We start from the raw sequence: 20,549 nt of genomic DNA on the forward strand, positions 1-20,549 counted from the left end.
GATATTCCCTGGTGACGCTTTGAAGGTGAAATAGCTGGTGTTATAACTATTTTTTACTTCGCAACAGGGGTTGAATCGTGCCGGAAATAAATCTTTATGGGCAGACCGTCGGCGATGTTGTGCCGGACTGGAATGGCGCTGCCGTACTGCCACGGGAAACGCTTGTCGGTCAATATTGTCGACTGGTTCCTCTGGATGCCGACAGCCATGCCGCCGATCTGTTTGATGCCTACGCGCAGGCACCGGACGATCGCGACTGGACCTGGCTTGCAAGCTCTCGCCCCACAAGCGTTGAGGCTGCAGCTTGTTGGGTTGAGGGGAAATCCACTGATACCTCTCTGGTTCCCTATGCCGTCATTGATCAGCGTTTCGGACGAGCCGTCGGACTGGTGTGTTTTATGGCGATCGAACGAGAGCACGGTTCGGTCGAAATTGGTCATGTGACCTGGTCACCACGCATGAAAAATACGGTACTTGGCACCGAAAGCATCTGGCTGCTGCTGCGCCAGGCGTTTGCGTTGGGTTATCGTCGCGTGGAGTGGAAATGCGATTCTCTGAACACCGCTTCTCGACGGGCGGCGGAGCGCCTTGGGTTTATCTTCGAAGGACGCTTTCGCCAGAAGATTGTGCGTAAGGGCCGCAATCGCGACAGCGACTGGTTATCGATGATTGACGGCGAATGGCCCCAGTGTGACGCCGTGTTACAGCGCTGGCTGGCGGCGGAGAACTTTGATGAACACGGGCGGCAACGCCGGTCAATGGCGGACTTTGTTACAAAGTCGCTTCACACAGAGTAATGATGTTTTCATCATGCTGAAACCAGCGAACATTAACTTCCTGCCCGGCGAGGTTTTGCGAAAATGACGGGATGATTTGCACCGTTAAGTGTGTCGCTGTGAGTGCAACTATTTTGGCGCTGGCAAATCCCGGCAGCTCCGATGCCTGCGCGGAAAATGTTTTATACACGCTCTCTTTGGCGGAAAACGCCAAGGTTAAGGCGAGCGGAAAGGGAACCAAACTGAACTGTAAAAGCCGTTGTTCACAGTTATCGATAATACCGCCAGTCAGCTCAACTGCGGTTTGTGGCGTAAAAATAGCTTCTATATCCAGTCCGACGGGATGCGTCGATACCACCGCCAGCGCAGTTGACGTACTGTGGCTGATGCTGCCAAACAACTTTTGTGGCCACAGCGGTTGTCGCTGCCCGCCGATGCCAGGCACAGTTTTGATACCGTATTCACGTAATGCATGTACTGCGGCAATACGCCCCGCTAAGTGCTCAGCTTTACGCTTACGCCCACAGGATTGAAGCTGAGTATGGTGGGGGAGCCAGAACAGGTCGTGCTCTTGGAAGGTGTCGGGATCGAACTCGACAATGTGCAGCGTGTGGTCTGCGAAAGTGATCGTTGTGTGCGTTGTGTGCATCGTCGTTATTGTTTCCCTCTCCCCGTAGCGAGGAGAGGGAGAAACGTTATCAGAAGTGCGTGTTAACGCTCATGAACCACGTCCGGCCCGGTTCGTTATAGGTGTGCGCGCCAGCGCCCGCCATATAGTTCCCGGTTACAATATCGCCCGTGGTCTGGGCATTGCCTTCACGCCACAGACGTTTGTCGAAGACGTTATCCACGCCGCCAGTCAGGCTGACATTTTTCGTCACATCCCAGGTCGCGCTCAGGCCGACGATGCTGTACGGGCTGACTTCACTCGCCGAACTACCGGTTACCGGTTTACCCTGGTAATCGTATTTCTTCGGCTGCTGTTTACCGTACCAGGTGAAGGTTGACTGCAGCGATAAATCTTCACGCGCCTGCCAGCTCAGCGTTGAGTTCAGCGTGTATTCAGGAATAATCGACAAGCGCTCGCCGGTCTCTTTATTCTTACTTTGCAGCATGTAGGTAATGTTGTTGGTCCAGTTAACGGTTTCGCTAACCGGTACGTTCAACGTACCTTCCAGACCCTCAACCACTGCTTTAGGAATGTTTTCCCACTGATAGATATCAGTGTAAGTCGTCTTCCCTTTGCTGGTGATAGACGTTCTGTCGAACGGTACCGTACCCGCTTCAATCTTGTTGCGGTAATCGTTACGGAACCAGGTTACCCCGGCCAGCCAGCCGTCACGTTTGAACTCAAGACCAATCTCTTTGTTGATACTGGTTTCGGCCTTCAGGTCATCGTTGCCCATCATGTAGCAACCAATGCCCGTCGCTGAACCGGTGGCGTAGCAACCCTGGCCTTTGCTGTACAGAATGTAGTTCGGGTTGAGCTGGTACAGGCTTGGTGCTTTATAGGCTCGCGCAATCCCCATCTTCAGCGTGAAGTCATCACCCAGACCCTGGGACAGGTTCAGAGATGGGCTCCAGTTGTCGCCAACGATGCTGTGGTGGTCGAAACGCAGACCCGGCGTCAACATGGTGCTGTCGGTCAGTTCCATGTTGTTTTCAGCAAACAGAGAGAAAATCTCCGCGTCTGAGTACGGGCTACGGTTGGTACTGCTCGAACCTGGAATATCACCGCCCATAAAGGTCTGTGAATTGGACAACATGTCCTTCATGCGTTGCTGGTTCCACTCAGTACCGAGCGTCAGATTTTGGTTGACCAGCAGATCTAACGGAATGCTGACTTCACTGTGCAGCATGACGTCACTCAGGTCGGCGTCGAGATATTTTTGTGACGCATTCGGGTCGAAGATACCCTCAGTACCGCCCGCCAGACCTTCAGGCGTACGGGAGTTACGTGTATGTTCGTACTGTACCCAGTTGCTGGTAGTGACGCCGTTATCCCAGCCGCCATTCCAGGTCAGAGAGTAGTTCTGGCGGTAAAGACGGTTGGTCTCTTTCCCGTAGTTATCTTTCACTAGTTGGTTGGTGTTAGTGTTTTGAGTGTCGCCCGCATACAGGTTGCCCTGACGGCTATAACCTGCTTCCAGTTCAAGTGACTGGAGTGGGGCGAAATCCCAGCGGACCACGCCGTTAATGTCTTTGTTGATCACACCTTCACGACCGGCCGGTAAGGTGTTGGCGTAAGTGCCGGTACGTTCTGACTGATGACCCTGGTTGATGTCCCATGCGTCGGCCTGGGTTTTATCGAGATTACCGTACAGGCGGAAGCTGAAATCCCCACCCATTGGACCATTCAGGCTAAAGTTGGTGCGCTTGGTCGATCCTTCGTCTTTGTGTTCCGGGGCGTTGAAATAGGTATCCCAGGAACCGTGCCATTCATTGCTGCCTTTTTTGGTGATGATATTCACCACGCCGCCAGCTGCGCCATTGCCATAGCGTGCCGCGGCAGGACCGCGCAGCACTTCAATACGCTCAATCATTTCCGGTGGAACCCAGGCGGTATCGCCGCGGGTATCACGCTCGCCGCGCCAGCCCTGACGCACAGAGTTGCGGCTGGTAACCGGTTTACCGTCGATCAAAATCAGGGTGTTTTCTGGCCCCATGCCGCGAATATCGATCTGGCGGTTGTTGCCGCGCTGACCGCTGGTTGAGTTACCGGTCAGGTTAACGCCAGGCATGGTACGGATGATTTCCGACACATCGCGAGCGGGAGGGTTCTTACGAATTTCATCAGCGGTAATGGTTGAAACGCCCGGCGCCTGTAGGTTCTGCTGGGCGGCGGTAACGACGATGGTGTCTTCATGAGAGACAGCTACGCTATCGGTTTGATCTTCTGCCATTGCTGGCAGGGCTACCCCGTAAATCCCTAAATTGACCAATAAGGCCAGTGAATGAATCTTGTTGTTCATTGTATGTCCTGCTGTTCTTTTAGCCACGAGTACCAATGTGCCTCGGTGCGGCATTTGGTCTGATGTCGCCCGCATCTGCGTAAACTATCCATTCCAGAAAAAGTACGCAGCGCCAGGTCGGTTTATAAGTGGTGAAAAACTGTGCGCGCTTCCCACAGCGCGACAATACGCTATTGCAAATGCAAATAGTTATCAATAATATTATCGATATATTTCACGCTAGATCATAAAATTTCACAATAAACATGGGGTTATGGCGGTGACGACGTTAAAGATGGGAAGCGAGGCGTGGTGGCAGTCAAAAAAAGGCCCGGAGTGGGAGCGTGAAGACAACGGAAATTATCGGGTAACCTTCTGGTGGCGTGACCCGCAGGGAACGGAGAAAGAGTCAGCCATTCATCGCGTGTGGGTCTATATCACTGGCGTCACCGATCATCATCAAAACGCTACCCCTCAGTCGATGCAACGCATTGATGGAACAAATGTTTGGTGCTGGCGTGTTTCTCTCAGCGCCAACTGGCGCGGCAGCTACTGTTTTATCCCGACAACACGAAACGATATCTTTTCCTCGCTGGCGGTGGGCGCAGCGCCTGACCGAAGCGCACTGCGTGAAGGCTGGCGGCAATTGCTGCCGCAGGCCATTGCCGATCCCCTTAATCCGCAGAGCTGGCAGGGCGGTCGCGGTCATGCGGTGTCTGCGCTGGAAATGCCGGAGGCGCCCGTACAGCCCGGATGGGATCGACCTGAAAACCCCGATTCACCCGCAGTTTGCCTGCAATGGCGTAGCGCAAGGCTTGGTAATACGCGTCGCGTATGGGTATTTACCACCGGTGAGGCCCAAGCGGAATCTCGTCCGCTGGCTATCATGCTGGATGGGCAGTTTTGGGCACAGAGTATGCCGGTCTGGCCTGCGCTAACTTCACTTACGCATCGTGGACACCTTCCTCCTGCCGTTTATCTCCTGATTGATGCCATCGACACGACTCACCGTAGCCGCGAACTGCCGTGTAACGCGGATTTTTGGTTGGCGGTACAAGAGGAGCTGTTGCCGCTGGTGAAGACGACGACCGCATTCAGTGACGATCCGCAGCGTACTGTGGTCGCCGGACAAAGTTTTGGCGGGTTGTCATCGCTGTATGCCGGGCTGAACTGGCCCGCGCGCTTTGGCTGTGTTCTTAGCCAGTCGGGCTCTTACTGGTGGCCGCATCGTGGTGGTGGTCAGGACGGAGCGATCGTCGAGCAACTGAAGACCGGGACCATCAGCGCTCAGGGACTGCGTATTGTCCTGGAAGCGGGGATCCGCGAGCCCATTATTTATCGCGCTAATCAGGCGTTATATGCCCAGTTACCTTCTGCACCACAGTCTATTTTCTGGCGTCAGGTTGATGGTGGACACGATGCGCTTTGCTGGCGCGGCGGTCTGATGCAAGGGCTAATGACGCTCTGGCAACCGCTTACCGACACGATTTAACCGGACGACGTTCCACGACAGGAGTTGAGTATGGAATTCAGTAACCCCTTCGATAATCCGCAGGGCCAGTTTTACATTCTGCAAAATCCCCAACGTCAGTTTAGCCTTTGGCCGCAGCAGTGTTCACTTCCTGCTGGTTGGCAAATTGCTTGCGAACCCCAATCCCAGGAAGCCTGCCAGCAATGGCTGGATGCAAACTGGACCACGCTGACGCCCGCGAACTATGTCGATATGCAGGAGGCTCCATGACTCAGCGTTTACCGTTAGTGGCGGCTCAGCCGGGGATCTGGATGGCGGAAAAACTCTCCACATTGCCCTCGGCGTGGAGCGTGGCGCACTACGTAGAATTAACCGGTGAACTGGATGCGTTGTTGCTGGCGAAAGCGGTTGTGGCGGGCCTGGAGCAGGCCGATACCTTGCGAATGCAGTTTAGCGAAGATAACGGCGAGGTCTGGCAATGGGTGGATCCTGCGCTCACTTTTGCGCAACCCGAAATCATCGATCTGCGCGAAAAATCCAACCCACATGAGGCGGCGCGTGCGTTGATGCAGGCAGACCTGCAGCAGGACATACGTGCTGACGGCAATAAGCCGCTGGTTTTTCACCAGCTTTTACAGGTGGGAGATAAACGCTGGTATTGGTATCAGCGTTACCATCATTTGCTGGTCGATGGCTTCAGCTTCCCGGCTATTACCCGCCAGATAGCCGCAATCTATCGCGCATGGCTAGATGGCGAGTCTACGCCAGACTCGCCTTTTACGCCGTTCGCCGAGGTGGTGGAAGAGTATCAACAGTACCGTCAAAGTGATGCCTGGCAACGCGACGGCGCCTTCTGGCGCGAGCAGCGAAAGCAACTGCCACCTCCTGCTTCGCTGTCGAACAATCCGTTGCCGGGACGCTCGGCCAGCGCGGATATTATTCGCATGAAGTTAACCGCGCCTGAAGGAGCGTTTCGCCGGCTTGCGGCACGCATGCCTGACGTTCAGCCTGCGGATCTGGCTCTCGCACTGGTGGCATTGTGGCTGGGACGTTTATGCAGCCGAATGGATTATGCCGCCGGGTTTATCTTTATGCGGCGCATGGGCTCGGCGGCGTTGACGTCCACTGGACCGGTTTTAAACGTTCTGCCATTTGGTGTGAGGCTGGATGCGGCAGAAAGCTTGCCTGCGCTTGCACAACGACTGGCCGGGCAGTTGAAGAAAATGCGTCGGCATCAACGTTATGATGCCGAACAAATCGTTCGCGACAGCGGGCGTGCAGCCGGTGCAGAGCCGCTGTTTGGCCCGGTGCTGAATGTGAAAATATTCGACTATCATCTGAATATTCCCGGCGTTCAGGCGCAAACTCATACGCTGGCGACAGGACCGGTGAACGATCTTGAACTGGCGTTGTTCCCGGATGAAAACGGCGGGCTGAGTATTGAAATCCTGGCCAATAAACAGCGCTACGATGCAGAAACGCTGGCGCAGCATGCCTCGCGTTTAATCGGGCTTATCGAGCAGTTTGCTGACAATCCGTCGCTATGCTGCGGCGACGCCGGGATGCTGTTGCCTACAGAACATGAGCGGCTGGCGAAGATTAACGACACGACCGTGGAGATCCCGTTCACTACGCTTAGCGCACTGGTGACACAGCAGGCCGATAAAACGCCGGATGTCCCGGCGCTGGCCGATGCCCGTTATCAGTTTAACTATCGCGAAATGCGCCAGCAGGTCGTGGCGCTGGCGAGCCTTCTGCGCGAACGCGGCGTCCGTCCTGGCGACAGCGTAGCTGTGGCATTACCGCGTTCTGTGTTCCTGACGCTGGCGCTGCACGGTATTGTGGAAGCCGGAGCTGCCTGGCTGCCGTTGGATACCGGATACCCGGACGATCGCCTGCGGATGATGCTCGAAGACGCGAAGCCAAAATTGTTGATAGCGACTGAAGAGCAACTGGCGCGTTTTAGCGATATCCCAGGGCTGGAAAGTCTCTGCTATGACTCGCCGCTGCCAGCAGAAGATGCTGCTCCGTTGGCGCTATCTCAACCCAATCATACGGCCTATATCATTTTTACTTCCGGTTCTACCGGTAGACCAAAAGGGGTGATGGTTGGGCAAACCGCCATCGTTAACCGTCTGCTGTGGATGCAAAATCACTATCCGCTGACCGCAGATGATGTGGTGGCGCAAAAAACGCCATGCAGTTTTGACGTCTCGGTATGGGAGTTTTTCTGGCCGTTTATTGCCGGGGCAAAACTGGTCATGGCAGAACCTGAAGCGCACCGCGATCCGCTGGCGATGCAACAGTTCTTTGCCCGTTATGGGGTGACGACCACGCACTTTGTCCCCTCTATGTTGGCCGCTTTTGTCGCTTCACTGACGCCGGAAACCGCGCGGGAGAGTTGTGCCTCTCTGAAACGGGTATTTTGCAGCGGCGAAGCCTTGCCAGCCGATTTATGCCGTGAGTGGGAGCAGTTGACTCATGCGCCACTGCACAATTTGTACGGACCAACGGAAGCTGCGGTCGATGTGAGCTGGTATCCGGCCTGGGGAGAAGATCTCGCTGCCGTAACCGGCAACAGCGTACCGATTGGCTATCCGGTATGGAATACCGGTTTACGCATTCTGGATGCCATGATGCGCCCGGTGCCTTTCGGCGTAGCGGGTGACCTGTATCTGACGGGGATCCAACTGGCGCAAGGCTATCTGGGGCGTCCGGATCTGACGGCGAGCCGCTTTATCGCCGATCCGTTTAACGTCGGTGAACGTATGTACCGTACCGGAGATGTGGCGCGCTGGCTGGAAAATGGCGCGGTGGAATACCTCGGGCGCAGCGATGACCAGCTTAAAATTCGTGGACAGCGCATTGAGCTCGGCGAGATTGACCGGGTGATGCAGCAGTTGCCTGATGTCGAGCATGCCGTTGCCCATGCCTGCGTATTCAACCAGGCTGCGGCGACAGGCGGCGATGCGCGTCAACTTGTGGGGTATCTGGTGTCGCAATCGGGTTTGCCGCTGGATACGGCTGTGTTGCGGGAACGTCTGCGCGAAAAACTGCCGGCGCACATGGTACCGACGGTATTGTTACAACTGGCGGAGTTGCCGCTTAGCGCGAACGGTAAACTGGATCGTAAAGCGCTACCGATGCCGCAGTTGACGTCGCGTGTTTCCGGGCGCGCACCGCGAGCAGGGACTGAGACCACCATCGCGCAGTCTTTTGCGGCCTTGCTGGATTGTGAGGTGAATGATGTAGAGGCTGATTTCTTTGCGCTTGGTGGGCATTCGCTGCTGGCGATGAAGCTGGCAGCGCAGTTGAGCCGCATTTTTGAGCGTCAGGTGACGCCCGGGCAGATTATGGTGGCTTCCACCGTGGAACAACTGAGCGCATTGCTGGAGAGCAATGATGATGAACAGTCGCAGCGTCTGGGATTCGAGACGCTATTGCCACTGCGTGAAAGTCACGGCCCAACGTTGTTCTGCTTCCATCCGGCGTCGGGTTTTGCCTGGCAGTTTAGCGTGCTGTCGCGTTATCTCAGCCCTCAGTGGTCGATTATGGGTATTCAGTCGCCACGACCGGATGGCCCGATGCAAACGGCGGAAAATCTCGACTCGGTATGCGAACATCACCTGGCAACGCTGCTCAGTCAACAACCTCACGGACCTTACTATTTATTAGGTTATTCGCTGGGCGGCACGCTGGCACAGGGGATCGCCGCGCGCTTACATGCCAGAGGAGAGACGGTTGCATTCCTCGGTCTGTTGGATACCTGGCCGCCAGAGACGCAAAACTGGCAAGAAAAAGAGGCCAATGGGCTGGATCCAGCGGTGCTGGCGGAGATCGAGCGTGAACGCGAAGCCTTTCTGGCGGCGCAGCAGGGGAATGCGTCAGAGGCCTTATTTAACGCGATCGAAGGCAACTACGCCGATGCGGTTCGCCTGCTCACCACGGCGCACAGCGTGCCGTTTGCAGGTCACGCCACGCTGTTCGTTGCTGAGCGTACCTTAGTGCCGGGTGTCAGCCCTGAACGTAGCTGGGCCCCGTGGATATCCAGTCTGGATGTTTACCGCCACGACTGCGCGCATGTTGATATTATTTCCCCCACCGCGTTTGAGGCGATAGGACCTGTAATAAATACGCTGATTAATAAATCTGTTTAACAAGACGAATATTGCAATCGCGGTGATCGAACAGCTCTACAATGTAAAGAATATGTTGTGGGGTTGTTGTTTTTGTGCGGTGCAAGGTGATGAAAGGGGTGAATAAATTCCGAATATAATTTTTGGTAGGGCGACAAGCGCAAAGAGTGTTTCGGATAATTCTGACTAGCTGGTAGACTTCTCCCACAGGAATGTTTTTCTTTTAGGAAAGTTTTCAGGTCACGCAACATGTCATCATTAAATATTAAGCAAGATAACGTTTCGGAATTTACTGGCTATCCTCAGCCAGCGGCAAACGCAAATGAAATCGATTTAGTGAACCTAATCGAAATCTTATGGCGAGCAAGAACGAAAATTATAGCGACCGTTTTCGCCTTTGCTTGTGCGGGTATTCTGGTATCTTTCCTGCTTCCGCAAAAATGGACCAGTCAGGCAATCGTGACCCCCGCAGAACCGGTTCAGTGGCAGAGTCTCGAGAATACGTTGACCAAATTGCGCGTGCTGGATATGGATATTAGCGTTAGCCGTGGTGATGTGTTTAACCTGTTTATCAAAAAATTCCAGTCGCCTTCATTGTTAGAAGAATATCTGCGCTCTTCACCTTACGTGATGGATCAATTGAAAGGCGCTGATATCGACGAAATGGAGTTGCATCAGGCAATTGTCAGGCTTAGTGAGAAAATGAAAGCGGTTGATACTAACCTGGGTAAGAAGAACGAAACTTCGCTGTATACCGCATGGACGCTGAGTTTTACCGCACCTCATGCCGAAGAAGCTCAGTCTGTGCTGAAGGGATATATCCAGTATATTTCTGATATTGTAGTGAAAGAAACGCTGGAAGATATTCGCAATAAACTGTCGATCAAAACCAGCTTCGAGAAAGAAAGGCTGGAGATGGATCGCGTCAGGCTCAAGAACCAGCTGGAAGCAAATATCCAGCGACTGAACTACTCGCTGGAGATTGCCAATGCCGCCGGGATTAAAAAGCCGGTCTACAGTAATGGTCAGGCGGTGAAGGATGACCCCGATTTCTCTATTTCACTGGGTGCTGACGGCATCGAACGTAAATTAGAAATAGAAAAATCAGTAACGGATGTTGCTGAAATTAACGGTGAATTACGTAATCGGCAGTATCACGTTGAGCAACTGTTAGCGATGAATGTGAGCGACGTAAAATTCACACCGTTTAAATATCAACTTACGCCTTCGCTGCCGGTGAAAAAAGATGGCCCGGCTAAATCAATGATCGTTATTCTGGCCGCATTACTGGGTGGAATGGTGGCGTGTGGTGGCGTTTTGCTGAACTATGCTATGGTGTCGCGTAAGCAAAAAATGACGTTTATTGATCAGCAACTGGTGTGATGAATTGTCGTATGGCGGCAAGCCAGCCGCCTTACGATAACGCGTGTTATTTGCTGCGTCCAAGCGGCACTACTAACGGCGTTCCGGCAACTGGATCGTCGATAATCATACAGCGCAGTCCATAGATTTTTTCAATAAGCTGTGCGGTGACGATCTCCTTCGGTGCACCCTCGGCAATAATTTTTCCGTCTCGCAGCGCAATCAGATGCGTCGCATAGCGACAGGCCTGATTCAGGTCGTGCAAAACGGCGGCCAGCGTGTAGCCTTTTTCCCGGTTTAACTCACTCAGCAGTTCCAGCAGATCGATCTGATGACTGATATCCAGCCAGGTGGTGGGTTCATCAAGCAGCATAATCGACGTTTCCTGCGCCAGCACCATCGCAATCCATGCACGTTGACGTTGTCCGCCGGAAAGGGTATCCACACTTTGTGATGCCAGGTGGGTGATACCCGTCGCCTGCATGGCGTTTGAGACCGCAATTTCATCCTCTTGCCGCCAGCGGGTAAACAGTGGCTGGTGCGGATAGCGCCCGCGGGCAACCAGCTCCTGTACCGTAATATCTCCCGGCGTGGTGGCGTTTTGCGCCAGCAAACCTATTCTTCGGGCGACTTCCTTGCTGGCATAGTGTTGAATATGTTCGCCGTCAAGCCAGACCTTGCCGTTCGCGGGCGTCATCAGGCGACTAAGCGTGCGCAGCAATGTCGATTTCCCGCAGCCATTTGGCCCGATAATCGCGGTGAAGTGACCGTCGGGAATCGACACATTGAGGTTTTCCGCCACGGTAAACTTGCCATAACCCAGCGTTAGCTGGTCGCCACGCAAACGGGCTACTGATTCGGTCATTTTTTGCGGGACTCCTGAATTAACAAGACGATAAGATAAATACCGCCGAGGCTTACGGTGACAACGCCCACCGGAAGCTGATAAGGCATAAACAGCTGTTGGGCGCATAAATCCGCCATCAGCAGCAGCAACGCGCCGCACAGCGCTGACAGGGTTAATCCCCAGCGCGATGTGCCGCTTATACGTCGCGCGATATGCGGCGCGACAAGGGCAATAAACGAGATAGGACCCGCCAGCGCGGTGGCGGCAGCGGTCAGTACAACCGCAACCAGCATCATCATCAGACGCGAGCGCTCAACGCTGACACCAAGCGCACAGGCGCTGTCATCACCCATTTCCAGTAAGCGCATCCGGCGTACCAGCAATGTGGCGCATACCAGCATGATGATAATCAGCGGGGCAGACGGCCAGGTTTTGGCCCAGGTCAGGCCATTGAGCGATCCAGCGTTCCACAGTCCGGCCGTTAGCGCGGTTTCTAATGATGCTTTCAGCAGTAGCCAGGTGTTGAACGCCACCAGCATGGCGCGTATGCCGATACCAATAATAATTAGCCGGAAGGTGTCGATCCCATTGCGCCAGGCGAGCGCCCAGACCACCAGAGAAGTCAGGATCCCACCGAGCATGGCCGCCAGCGCGATCGCGGTAAGATGCTGTCCGAACAGCACCATTGCCACCAGCACACCGCTCCAGGCACCGGTATTAAAGCCCATCACATCCGGGCTACCCAGCGGGTTACGCATCAGCGACTGGAATATTGCGCCGCTCACGCCGAGCGCTGCGCCAATCAATAGCGCCATGAGCACGCGTGGCAAACGCCATTCGGTCACCACCAGGGTAATACTGCGCGGCGCATCGCCGAGCAGGGCGGCAATAATTTGCTGGGTTTCCAGCGTAACAACGCCGCTACGCAGGCTCCATAAACCAATGACGAGACAACCTGCAACCAGCAGTAGGCTGCTGATTATCAGGCGGCGGGAGAGGTGCATCATGCGCCACCCCCGCGCGATTTACGGCGTACCAGAAAGATAAGCACCGGCGCGCCGATGAAAGCGCTGACCACCGACACGCGCAGCTCGCCGGGAACAATCAGGCGACCGATGATATCGGCAATCAGTAACAGAGAAGGGGTTGCCAGCAGGGTGACGGGCAGTGACCAGCGGTGATCCGCCCCCACCAGCCAGCGCGCCATGTGAGGTATCATCAGGCCGATAAAGGCGATAGGACCGACAATCGCGGTCGCGCTGCCGCACAGTACGGTAATCACCAGCAGGCCAATAAACTGTGTGCGAGCGACTTTACTACCAAGCGCGGTAGCTGTGTCGCTCCCGAGGCTCAGGCTATTCAGGGCGCGACTGAGGAACAGTGCGACAGCCGCGGCAATCAGTACTGGTACCAATACAACCTTCAGCGTTTGCAGGCTGCGGATATCCAGTGAGCCAGCTTGCCAGAAACGCAACTGATCGTAAACGTCCGGGTTGAGCAGGGCGATGCCGGTGGATAATCCTTCCAGCACCGCGCCCAGGGCAACGCCCGCCAGCGTCAAACGTACCGGGCTTAACTGCCCACCGCCCTGACTACCGGTAAAAGCTACGATAAGCGACGCAGCCAGCGCACCGCAAAAGGCCATCAGCAGTTGCTCTTGCGCAGAGGAAAAGCCGAACAGCGCGGCGCCCAGCACAATAGCGAAGCTGGCACCGGAGTTGACGCCCAGAATGCCGGGATCGGCGAGAGGATTACGCGTGAGCGTTTGCATTAATGCGCCAGCCAGGCCCAGCGCACCACCGGCGAGCAGCCCCGCCAGCGTGCGTGGGAGTCGCGCGTCAAGCACGATGGTGCAATCAGCGCTTTGACAACTGCCGGTGAGCGCATCCAGCACCACGGAGGCAGGTAGCGACTTGGCGCCAATAACCAGACTTAATACCGTGGTCAGAACAAGTAATAACAATAGTCCGGGCACGGCGAAGGCGCGTGTCGCGGAAACAGAGCATGACATATCAACTTCCCTGATAATGATAGTAATTATCGTTATCGATCTTATTTGGATATGTTAGCATGTGCAGCCATCGAATGGATATTGAAAAAGTACCTGGTAAGGCTCTGTAATGAATCGACAATCATGGCTGCTCAATCTCAGCCTGTTAAAGACCCACCCTGCATTTCGTGCAGTCTTCCTCGCCCGTTTTATTTCCATTGTCTCTCTGGGGCTACTCGGCGTAGCGGTTCCGGTACAAATCCAGATGATGACCCAGTCGACCTGGCAGGTCGGTTTGTCGGTGACGCTGACCGGCAGTGCAATGTTTATTGGCCTGATGGTGGGCGGTGTGCTGGCTGACCGCTATGAGCGTAAAAAAGTGATCCTGCTTGCGCGTGGTACCTGTGGCATTGGCTTTATTGGCCTGTGTTTGAATGCGTTACTTCCCGAACCGTCGTTACTGGCAATTTATCTGCTTGGCTTATGGGACGGTTTCTTTGCTTCGCTGGGTGTGACTGCTTTGCTGGCAGCGACGCCAGCGCTGGTCGGGCGGGAGAATCTGATGCAGGCCGGGGCGATTACCATGCTGACGGTGCGTCTGGGATCGGTAATTTCACCGATGCTTGGCGGGGTGTTGCTCGCGACCGGCGGCGTGGCCTGGAACTACGGACTGGCGGCGGCGGGAACCTTCATTACCTTACTACCGTTGCTGAGTCTTCCCGCGTTGCCGCCTCCGCCGCAGCCGCGTGAGCATCCGCTGAAATCGCTGCTGGCAGCATTCCGCTTTCTGCTTGCCAGCCCGCTGATTGGCGGTATTGCACTGCTCGGTGGTCTGTTAACCATGGCGAGCGCCGTGCGCGTGCTGTATCCGGCGTTGGCGATTAACTGGCACATGTCGAGTGCGCAAATTGGCCTGCTGTATGCGGCTATTCCGCTGGGGGCAGCCGTGGGTGCATTGACCAGCGGACAACTGGCGCACAGTCTTCGTCCGGGACTGATCATGCTGGCATCGACCGTGGCTTCATTTCTGGCTATCGGTCTGTTTGGCTTGATGCCCATTTGGCAGCTTGGGGTTATTTGCCTGGCGCTGTTTGGCTGGCTAAGTGCGGTCAGTTCGTTGTTGCAGTACACCCTGTTACAGACGCAGACGCCGGAAGCGATGCTCGGGCGAATTAATGGTTTGTGGACCGCACAGAACGTCACCGGCGATGCGATTGGCGCGGCGTTGTTAGGTGGTCTGGGCGCGATGATGACGCCAGTTGCTTCGGCAAGCGTGAGTGGGTTTGGGCTGGTGATTGTCGGTCTTTTACTGCTGCTGTTGTTGGGAGAAGTGCGCCGATTCCGGCAAGTCCCCGTGAATGTCTGATTGCGTTGTGCTCTACGGATTGTAGGCCGGATAAGGCGTTAGCCGCATCCGGCGCTGGCAATTAAAACAGAGCCGACAGACGTTGCAGCAGCAGCATTGCGCTGTAGTAGTCGAGACGGAAGGTTTCCGTACCCAGGGCATAAACACGTTTATTTTGCACGGCTGGCAGATGCGCCAGAAGCGGATTAGCGTAAATAGCATCGGCATCTTTGCTGTCGCCAGCAAACAGGAACAGCGCTTCGCCGTTCAGGCCTGCCGCCAGGTTCTCACCGCCAAGCTGGATGATATCGTGGCGTTTGCCCTGACTCTGGCTGGTATGCAAGTTGGCAGGCAGCGTTGCCAGCGTGAACCCTAACTGCTCCATCAGCTTGCCTTGCGCTGACTCAGGCGTCCACAGGTTGGCGCTGTGCGCCGCGGCGGTATATACCAGCGCGCTGACCGGCTGTGGTGGCAGAGTAATACGTTGCTTAACTGCCTGTAGTTGCTTATCAAACTCGGCAATACGCGCAGCAGCCTGTTGCTCCTGACCGGTAATTTCACCTAACTGGGTCAGCAGCGACTGCCAGCTTTTATCGTCGTAATTAATGATGAGCGTTGGCGCAATGGTGGACAGCTGATCGTACAGCGCGAGGGCAGAATCGCCCCCGGTGGCGCTTACCAGAATCAAATCCGGCATTTGAGCTGCGACGGCCTCGGCGCTCGGTTCGCCGATATACAGGCGGCTCAGTTTGCGTTCTTTTGCCACTTCGCTCCACTGGCGTAAAAAGCCCTGCGCATCGCCGATGCGATTGTTCGGCGTAGTGGCACCGCTGGCGATGACCGGGGCATCAATCGCTAGCAGCGAACCGGTGAGGGTCACGCTGGTGGAGACAATTCGCTGCGGTTTATGCTCCAGCGTATGCGTGCCGCGGCTGTCAGTAACCTGACGCGGCCAGTCGGCGGCGTGACCTGAAGAAATTCCTGAAAGAGATAAACCTGCCAGTAAGAGCACGGTGCGGCAAAAAGAGGGGAGACTCACGAATCAGCTTCCTGTTATCAGTATAAGTAATGCTTCTCATTTTCATTGTTAGCGAGCAAGGATGCAAGCCAAAGTCGCACATTGTGCTACCACAAGAGTTGACATACCGCCGCTTTACTTTTAGGTTAGCGACCGAAAATATAAATGATAATCATTATTAGAGCCTTTATCATTTTTGGAGGATGATATGGATACGTCACTGGCCGAGGAAAAAACGCAGACTATGCCGACGCTCGCTCCCGACAGTTTTTTCTTTATGTCGCCGTACCGTAGTTTTACGACGTCAGGATGCTTCGCCCGCTATGCGGAACCGGCAATTGATGGCGACTCGCCAGACAGCCCTTTCCAACAGAAAATGCTCTCACTGTTTGCTGATGCCAAATCGCAGGGCATTGCGAACCCCATCATGGTCGGGGCGATCCCTTTTGACACCCGCCAGCCATCATCGCTGTTTATTCCCCAATCGTGGCAGAGCTTTTCTCGTACGGCGAAGCAGCAGTCATCACGTTATTTTAACGCGCATCAGTCGCTGAACGTCGTGGAACGTAAATCGATCCCGGAACAGGACTTTTTTGAAGATATGGTCGCCCGGGCGGCTGCGCTGACGTCTACTCCGGAAGTCGACAAAGTGGTGTTGTCACGCCTGATCGATATCACCACCGATGCCAACATTGACAGTGGTGCGCTGCTGGAGCGTCTGGTGGCGCAAAATCCAGCGAGCTACAACTTCCATGTGCCGATTGAAGACGGCGGCGTATTGATTGGTGCCAGCCCGGAATTGCTTCTGCGCAAAGAAGGCGAGCGTTTCAGTTCTCTGCCGCTGGCGGGCTCTGCACGTCGTCAGCCTGATGATGTGCTGGATCGCGAAGCAGGGATCCGCCTGCTGGCATCTGAGAAGGACCGCCATGAGCACGAACTGGTGACGCAAGCGATGAAAACGGTATTGCGCGATCGCAGCCGTGAACTGCAACTGCCTTCTTCTCCGCAGCTGGTTACTACGCCGACGCTCTGGCACCTCGGCACGCCGTTTGAAGGTAAAGCCAACGCGCAGGAAAACGCCCTGACGCTGGCGTGCCTGTTGCACCCGACGCCTGCGCTGAGTGGCTTCCCACATCAGGTTGCGCGCAAGCTTATCGCCGAGCTGGAGCCGTTCGATCGCGAACTGTTCGGCGGTATTGTCGGCTGGTGTGATGCCGAAGGTAACGGTGAGTGGGTGGTGACGATCCGCTGTGCGAAGCTGTTGCGCAATCAGGTGCGTTTCTTTGCCGGAGCAGGAATTGTTCCAGCCTCTTCCCCGGTTGCGGAATGGCGTGAAACGGGGGCCAAGCTCTCCACGATGTTGAATGTTTTTGGACTGCATTAAGAGCCTTGTGGACTGGTTTTAAGGAGCAATAATGAGTATTCCATTCACCCGCTGGCCGGAAGAGTTTGCCCGCAGGTATCGTGAAAAAGGTTACTGGCAGGATTTGCCGCTGACCGACATTCTGACCCGTCACGCCGACAGCGACCATACGGCGGTTATTGATGGTGAACGCCATCTGAGCTATCGCCAGCTGAATCATGCCGCTGACAATCTAGCCTGCAGTTTGCGTCGCCAAGGGATTAAACCCGGTGAAACCGCGCTGGTACAACTGGGCAATGTGGCTGAGCTATATATCACCTTCTTTGCGTTACTCAAGCTGGGCGTAGCTCCGGTGCTGGCCCTGTTCAGCCATCAGCGTAACGAACTCAACGCCTATGCCAAACAGATTGAACCGGCGCTGCTGATTGCCGATCGCCAGCATACGCTGTTTAGCGGGGACGATTTTCTAAACGCTTTTGTGGCCGAACACAATTCAGTGCGCGTGGTGCAACTGCACAACGACGAAGGTGAACACAATCTGCAAACGGCGATAAGCCAACCTGCGACTGATTTTACTGCTACACCATCGCCCGCTGATGAGGTGGCGTACTTCCAGCTTTCCGGCGGGACGACCGGGACGCCAAAGCTGATTCCTCGCACTCATAACGATTACTACTACAGCGTGCGTCGCAGCAATGAGATTTGCCGCTTCACCGGGGAAACGCGTTATTTATGCGCAATCCCGGCGGCGCATAACTACGCCATGAGTTCGCCAGGCGCGCTGGGCGTGTTCCTTGCGGGTGGAACCGTCGTGCTGGCGGCCGACCCGAGCGCTACCCTGTGTTTCCCGCTGATTGAACAGCATCAGGTTAACGTCACGGCGCTGGTGCCACCTGCGGTGAGCCTGTGGTTGCAGGCGATTGCGGAGTGGGGCAGTAATGCGCAATTGGCTTCGCTGAAACTGCTACAGGTCGGTGGAGCGAGACTTTCCGCCACGCTTGCGGCGCGTATTCCGGCTGAGATTGGCTGCCAGTTGCAGCAGGTCTTCGGCATGGCTGAAGGGCTGGTGAACTACACCCGTCTGGACGACAGTCCTGAGCGCATCATCAATACCCAGGGTCGCCCGATGTGTCCTGATGATGAAGTCTGGGTAGCAGACGCTGACGGCAACCCCTTAGCCCAGGGAGAGACCGGACGCCTGATGACACGTGGTCCGTACACCTTCCGTGGTTATTTCAAAAGCCCTGAGCATAATGCCAGCGCCTTTGACGCCAACGGCTTTTACTGTTCCGGCGATCTGATCGCTATCGACCCGGATGGCTACATCACCGTTCAGGGACGCGAAAAGGATCAGATCAACCGAGGCGGGGAGAAGATCGCTGCTGAAGAGATTGAAAACCTGCTGCTGCGCCATCCAATGGTTATCCATGCCGCGCTGGTCAGTATGGATGACGAACTGATGGGCGAGAAAAGCTGTGCCTGGCTAGTGGTAAAAGAGCCGCTGCGCGCGGTTCAGGTGCGCCGTTTTCTGCGCGAACAGGGTGTGGCGGAATTCAAATTACCCGATCGTGTTGAGTGCGTTGAGTCATTACCGCTGACTCCAGTGGGGAAGGTAGATAAAAAACAATTACGTCAGTGGCTGGCATCACGTTCACTGGCCTGAAGGAGAAATAGAAATGGCAATTCCTAAACTGCAGGCTTATGCGCTACCAACGGCGCTTGATGTTCCGGTGAACAAAGTCGACTGGGCATTTGACCCTGAACGCGCCGCGCTGCTGATCCACGACATGCAGGATTATTTTATCGGCTTTTGGGGCGATAACTGTCCGATGATGGAGCAGGTCGTCGCGAACATCGCCGCGCTGCGCCAGTACTGCAAAGAGCATAATATTCCGGTGTATTACACCGCTCAACCGAAAGAGCAGAGTGATGAAGACCGCGCTCTGCTCAATGATATGTGGGGACCGGGCCTGACGCGTTCGCCGGAACAACAAAAGATTGTTGAGGCGCTGGCGCCGGATGAAGCGGATACCATTCTGGTGAAATGGCGTTATAGCGCATTTCATCGCTCCCCGCTGGAACAGATGCTCAAGGAAACCGGGCGTAATCAACTGATCATTACCGGGGTGTATGCGCATATTGGCTGTATGACCACCGCAACGGACGCTTTCATGCGTGACATCAAGCCGTTTATGGTTGCCGATGCGCTGGCAGACTTTAGCCGTGACGAACACTTGATGTCGCTGAAATACGTGGCGGGACGTTCCGGGCGTGTGGTTATGACCCAGGAATTATTACCGACGCCGGTTCCGGCCAGTAAAGATGCGTTGCGCAGCGTTATTCTGCCGCTGCTGGATGAGTCTGAAGAGCCGATGGATGACGAAAACCTGATCGACTATGGGCTGGATTCCGTGCGCATGATGGCGCTGGCGGCGCGCTGGCGTAAGGTTCATGGTGATATTGATTTCGTGATGCTGGCGAAAAAACCGACCATTGACGCATGGTGGGCTCTGCTCTCCCGCGAGGTGAAGTAATGGCCGGATTTGATTTTGCCGGGAAAACCGTCTGGGTAACCGGGGCGGGAAAAGGGATTGGCTACACCACGGCGCTGGCGTTTGCGAATGCAGGTGCTGAGGTGACTGGATTCGATCGCGAATTTCCTCAGGATAACTACCCGTTTACGACCGAAGTGCTGGATGTGGCGAATGCCGGACAGGTAGCTGAGGTGTGCCAGCGCGTCCTCAAAGCGCGCGAGCGTTTGGATGTGTTGGTCAATGCCGCAGGTATTTTGCGTATGGGTGCCACCGATGCGCTAAGCGCTGAGGAGTGGCAGCAGACGTTTGCGGTTAACGTTGGCGGGGCGTTCAATCTGTTTCAGCAGACGATGGTGCAGTTTCGTCGCCAGCAGGGCGGGGCGATCGTGACCGTCGCGTCGGATGCGGCGCACACGCCGCGTATCGGCATGAGTGCTTACGGTGCGTCAAAGGCCGCCTTGAAAAGCCTGGCTCTGACCGTCGGACTTGAACTGGCAGGCAGCGGTGTGCGTTGTAACGTGGTTTCTCCGGGGTCGACCGATACCGACATGCAGCGTACGCTGTGGGTCAGCGATGACGCGGAGCAACAGCGCATTCGTGGATTTGGCGAGCAGTTTAAGCTTGGGATTCCGTTGGGGAAAATCGCCCGGCCGCAAGAGATCACCAACACTATTTTATTCCTCGCTTCCGATCTGGCCAGCCACATTACATTACAGGATATCGTGGTGGACGGCGGTTCCACGCTGGGGGCATGAC

Annotated in this window: 16 protein-coding genes; 10 read left to right on the forward strand and 6 right to left on the reverse strand. The window is 55.3% G+C overall.

What is annotated here, in order from left to right:
* Positions 1–77: 77 nt before the first annotated feature.
* Positions 78–797: a GNAT family N-acetyltransferase gene (locus tag SK34_RS13470; RefSeq protein ID WP_048233237.1), complete on the forward strand. Its 720-nt coding sequence runs from the start codon at positions 78–80 to the stop codon at positions 795–797.
* Here the strand turns inward: SK34_RS13470 and entD are convergent.
* Both entD and SK34_RS13480 read right to left on the reverse strand, forming a co-directional pair.
* The gene (gene entD / locus SK34_RS13475) at positions 772–1,425 is read right to left on the reverse strand and encodes an enterobactin synthase subunit EntD (RefSeq protein WP_048233238.1); all 654 of its coding nucleotides are present in this window, start codon (positions 1,423–1,425) and stop codon (positions 772–774) included. The genes SK34_RS13470 and entD overlap by 26 nt on opposite strands.
* Positions 1,426–1,474: 49 nt before the next feature.
* Positions 1,475–3,748, reverse strand: coding sequence for a TonB-dependent siderophore receptor (locus SK34_RS13480; RefSeq protein WP_048233242.1), 2,274 nt, complete (start codon positions 3,746–3,748; stop codon positions 1,475–1,477).
* A gap of 253 nt (positions 3,749–4,001) precedes the next feature.
* On the opposite strand from SK34_RS13480, the gene fes reads away from it, so the two are divergent.
* The 4 genes from fes to wzz(fepE) all read left to right on the forward strand — a co-directional run bounded on the left by fes (position 4,002) and on the right by wzz(fepE) (position 10,717).
* Entirely contained in the window at positions 4,002–5,219 is a 1,218-nt protein-coding gene (gene fes / locus SK34_RS13485) for an enterochelin esterase (RefSeq protein ID WP_075262640.1), read from the forward strand.
* Positions 5,220–5,249: 30 nt separating this feature from the next.
* Entirely contained in the window at positions 5,250–5,468 is a 219-nt protein-coding gene (locus tag SK34_RS13490; RefSeq protein ID WP_003022015.1) for an MbtH family protein, read from the forward strand.
* Positions 5,465–9,355: an enterobactin non-ribosomal peptide synthetase EntF gene (entF, locus tag SK34_RS13495; protein WP_048233244.1), complete on the forward strand. Its 3,891-nt coding sequence runs from the start codon at positions 5,465–5,467 to the stop codon at positions 9,353–9,355. Before SK34_RS13490 ends, entF begins: the two co-directional genes overlap by 4 nt.
* 228 nt (positions 9,356–9,583) lie before the next feature.
* Positions 9,584–10,717 (forward strand): LPS O-antigen length regulator Wzz(fepE), encoded by a 1,134-nt coding sequence (gene wzz(fepE), locus SK34_RS13500; protein ID WP_003022021.1) that lies wholly within the window; start codon positions 9,584–9,586, stop codon positions 10,715–10,717.
* Between the two features lie 46 nt (positions 10,718–10,763).
* On the opposite strand, the gene fepC is transcribed toward wzz(fepE), so the two are convergent.
* From fepC to fepD, 3 genes are read right to left on the reverse strand one after another with little or no spacing between them, the layout of a single operon-like run.
* Complete coding sequence (fepC, locus tag SK34_RS13505; protein ID WP_003022023.1) at positions 10,764–11,561, reverse strand: iron-enterobactin ABC transporter ATP-binding protein; 798 nt, start codon at positions 11,559–11,561, stop codon at positions 10,764–10,766.
* Positions 11,558–12,550 (reverse strand): iron-enterobactin ABC transporter permease, encoded by a 993-nt coding sequence (fepG, locus tag SK34_RS13510; protein ID WP_003022026.1) that lies wholly within the window; start codon positions 12,548–12,550, stop codon positions 11,558–11,560. The genes fepC and fepG overlap by 4 nt, the downstream gene beginning before the upstream one ends.
* Complete coding sequence (gene fepD, locus SK34_RS13515; protein WP_003835646.1) at positions 12,547–13,554, reverse strand: Fe(3+)-siderophore ABC transporter permease; 1,008 nt, start codon at positions 13,552–13,554, stop codon at positions 12,547–12,549. The genes fepG and fepD overlap by 4 nt, the downstream gene beginning before the upstream one ends.
* 109 nt (positions 13,555–13,663) lie before the next feature.
* Between fepD and entS the strand changes: the two genes are divergently transcribed.
* Entirely contained in the window at positions 13,664–14,899 is a 1,236-nt protein-coding gene (gene entS / locus SK34_RS13520) for an enterobactin transporter EntS (protein ID WP_048233246.1), read from the forward strand.
* 61 nt (positions 14,900–14,960) lie between these two features.
* Here entS and fepB read toward each other — a convergent pair whose 3' ends face one another.
* A complete protein-coding gene (fepB, locus tag SK34_RS13525) occupies positions 14,961–15,917 on the reverse strand; it encodes a Fe2+-enterobactin ABC transporter substrate-binding protein (protein ID WP_003835643.1) in 957 nt (318 codons plus the stop codon).
* 187 nt (positions 15,918–16,104) lie between these two features.
* Here fepB and entC point away from each other — a divergent pair, with 187 nt between their 5' ends.
* The 4 genes from entC to entA are packed head-to-tail and all read left to right on the forward strand — an operon-like array spanning position 16,105 to position 20,548.
* Positions 16,105–17,280 (forward strand): isochorismate synthase EntC, encoded by a 1,176-nt coding sequence (entC, locus tag SK34_RS13530; RefSeq protein WP_048233247.1) that lies wholly within the window; start codon positions 16,105–16,107, stop codon positions 17,278–17,280.
* A 31-nt stretch (positions 17,281–17,311) separates the two neighbouring features.
* On the forward strand, positions 17,312–18,922 hold the full coding sequence (gene entE, locus SK34_RS13535; protein WP_003022042.1) for a (2,3-dihydroxybenzoyl)adenylate synthase EntE: 1,611 nt from the start codon (positions 17,312–17,314) through the stop codon (positions 18,920–18,922).
* A gap of 13 nt (positions 18,923–18,935) precedes the next feature.
* On the forward strand, positions 18,936–19,793 hold the full coding sequence (locus SK34_RS13540; RefSeq protein WP_003022045.1) for an isochorismatase: 858 nt from the start codon (positions 18,936–18,938) through the stop codon (positions 19,791–19,793).
* The gene (gene entA / locus SK34_RS13545; RefSeq protein WP_048233249.1) at positions 19,793–20,548 is read left to right on the forward strand and encodes a 2,3-dihydro-2,3-dihydroxybenzoate dehydrogenase EntA; all 756 of its coding nucleotides are present in this window, start codon (positions 19,793–19,795) and stop codon (positions 20,546–20,548) included. The genes SK34_RS13540 and entA overlap by 1 nt, the downstream gene beginning before the upstream one ends.
* Position 20,549 lies beyond the last annotated feature (1 nt).

It is taken from the genome of Citrobacter sp. MGH104 (assembly GCF_001034485.1).
GTDB classification, from domain to species: Bacteria; Pseudomonadota; Gammaproteobacteria; order Enterobacterales; family Enterobacteriaceae; genus Citrobacter; species Citrobacter freundii.

Coding starts and splice junctions, on each gene's coding strand:
- entF (WP_048233244.1), top strand. CDS start 5,465: ATGACTCAGCGTTTACCGTTAGTGGCGGCTCAGCCGGGGATCTGGATG.
- fepG (WP_003022026.1), bottom strand. CDS start 12,550: ATGATGCACCTCTCCCGCCGCCTGATAATCAGCAGCCTACTGCTGGTT.
- SK34_RS13490 (WP_003022015.1), top strand. CDS start 5,250: ATGGAATTCAGTAACCCCTTCGATAATCCGCAGGGCCAGTTTTACATT.
- fepC (WP_003022023.1), bottom strand. CDS start 11,561: ATGACCGAATCAGTAGCCCGTTTGCGTGGCGACCAGCTAACGCTGGGT.
- entC (WP_048233247.1), top strand. CDS start 16,105: ATGGATACGTCACTGGCCGAGGAAAAAACGCAGACTATGCCGACGCTC.
- SK34_RS13540 (WP_003022045.1), top strand. CDS start 18,936: ATGGCAATTCCTAAACTGCAGGCTTATGCGCTACCAACGGCGCTTGAT.
- SK34_RS13480 (WP_048233242.1), bottom strand. CDS start 3,748: ATGAACAACAAGATTCATTCACTGGCCTTATTGGTCAATTTAGGGATT.
- entD (WP_048233238.1), bottom strand. CDS start 1,425: ATGCACACAACGCACACAACGATCACTTTCGCAGACCACACGCTGCAC.
- fepD (WP_003835646.1), bottom strand. CDS start 13,554: ATGTCATGCTCTGTTTCCGCGACACGCGCCTTCGCCGTGCCCGGACTA.
- fes (WP_075262640.1), top strand. CDS start 4,002: ATGGCGGTGACGACGTTAAAGATGGGAAGCGAGGCGTGGTGGCAGTCA.
- entA (WP_048233249.1), top strand. CDS start 19,793: ATGGCCGGATTTGATTTTGCCGGGAAAACCGTCTGGGTAACCGGGGCG.
- entS (WP_048233246.1), top strand. CDS start 13,664: ATGAATCGACAATCATGGCTGCTCAATCTCAGCCTGTTAAAGACCCAC.
- entE (WP_003022042.1), top strand. CDS start 17,312: ATGAGTATTCCATTCACCCGCTGGCCGGAAGAGTTTGCCCGCAGGTAT.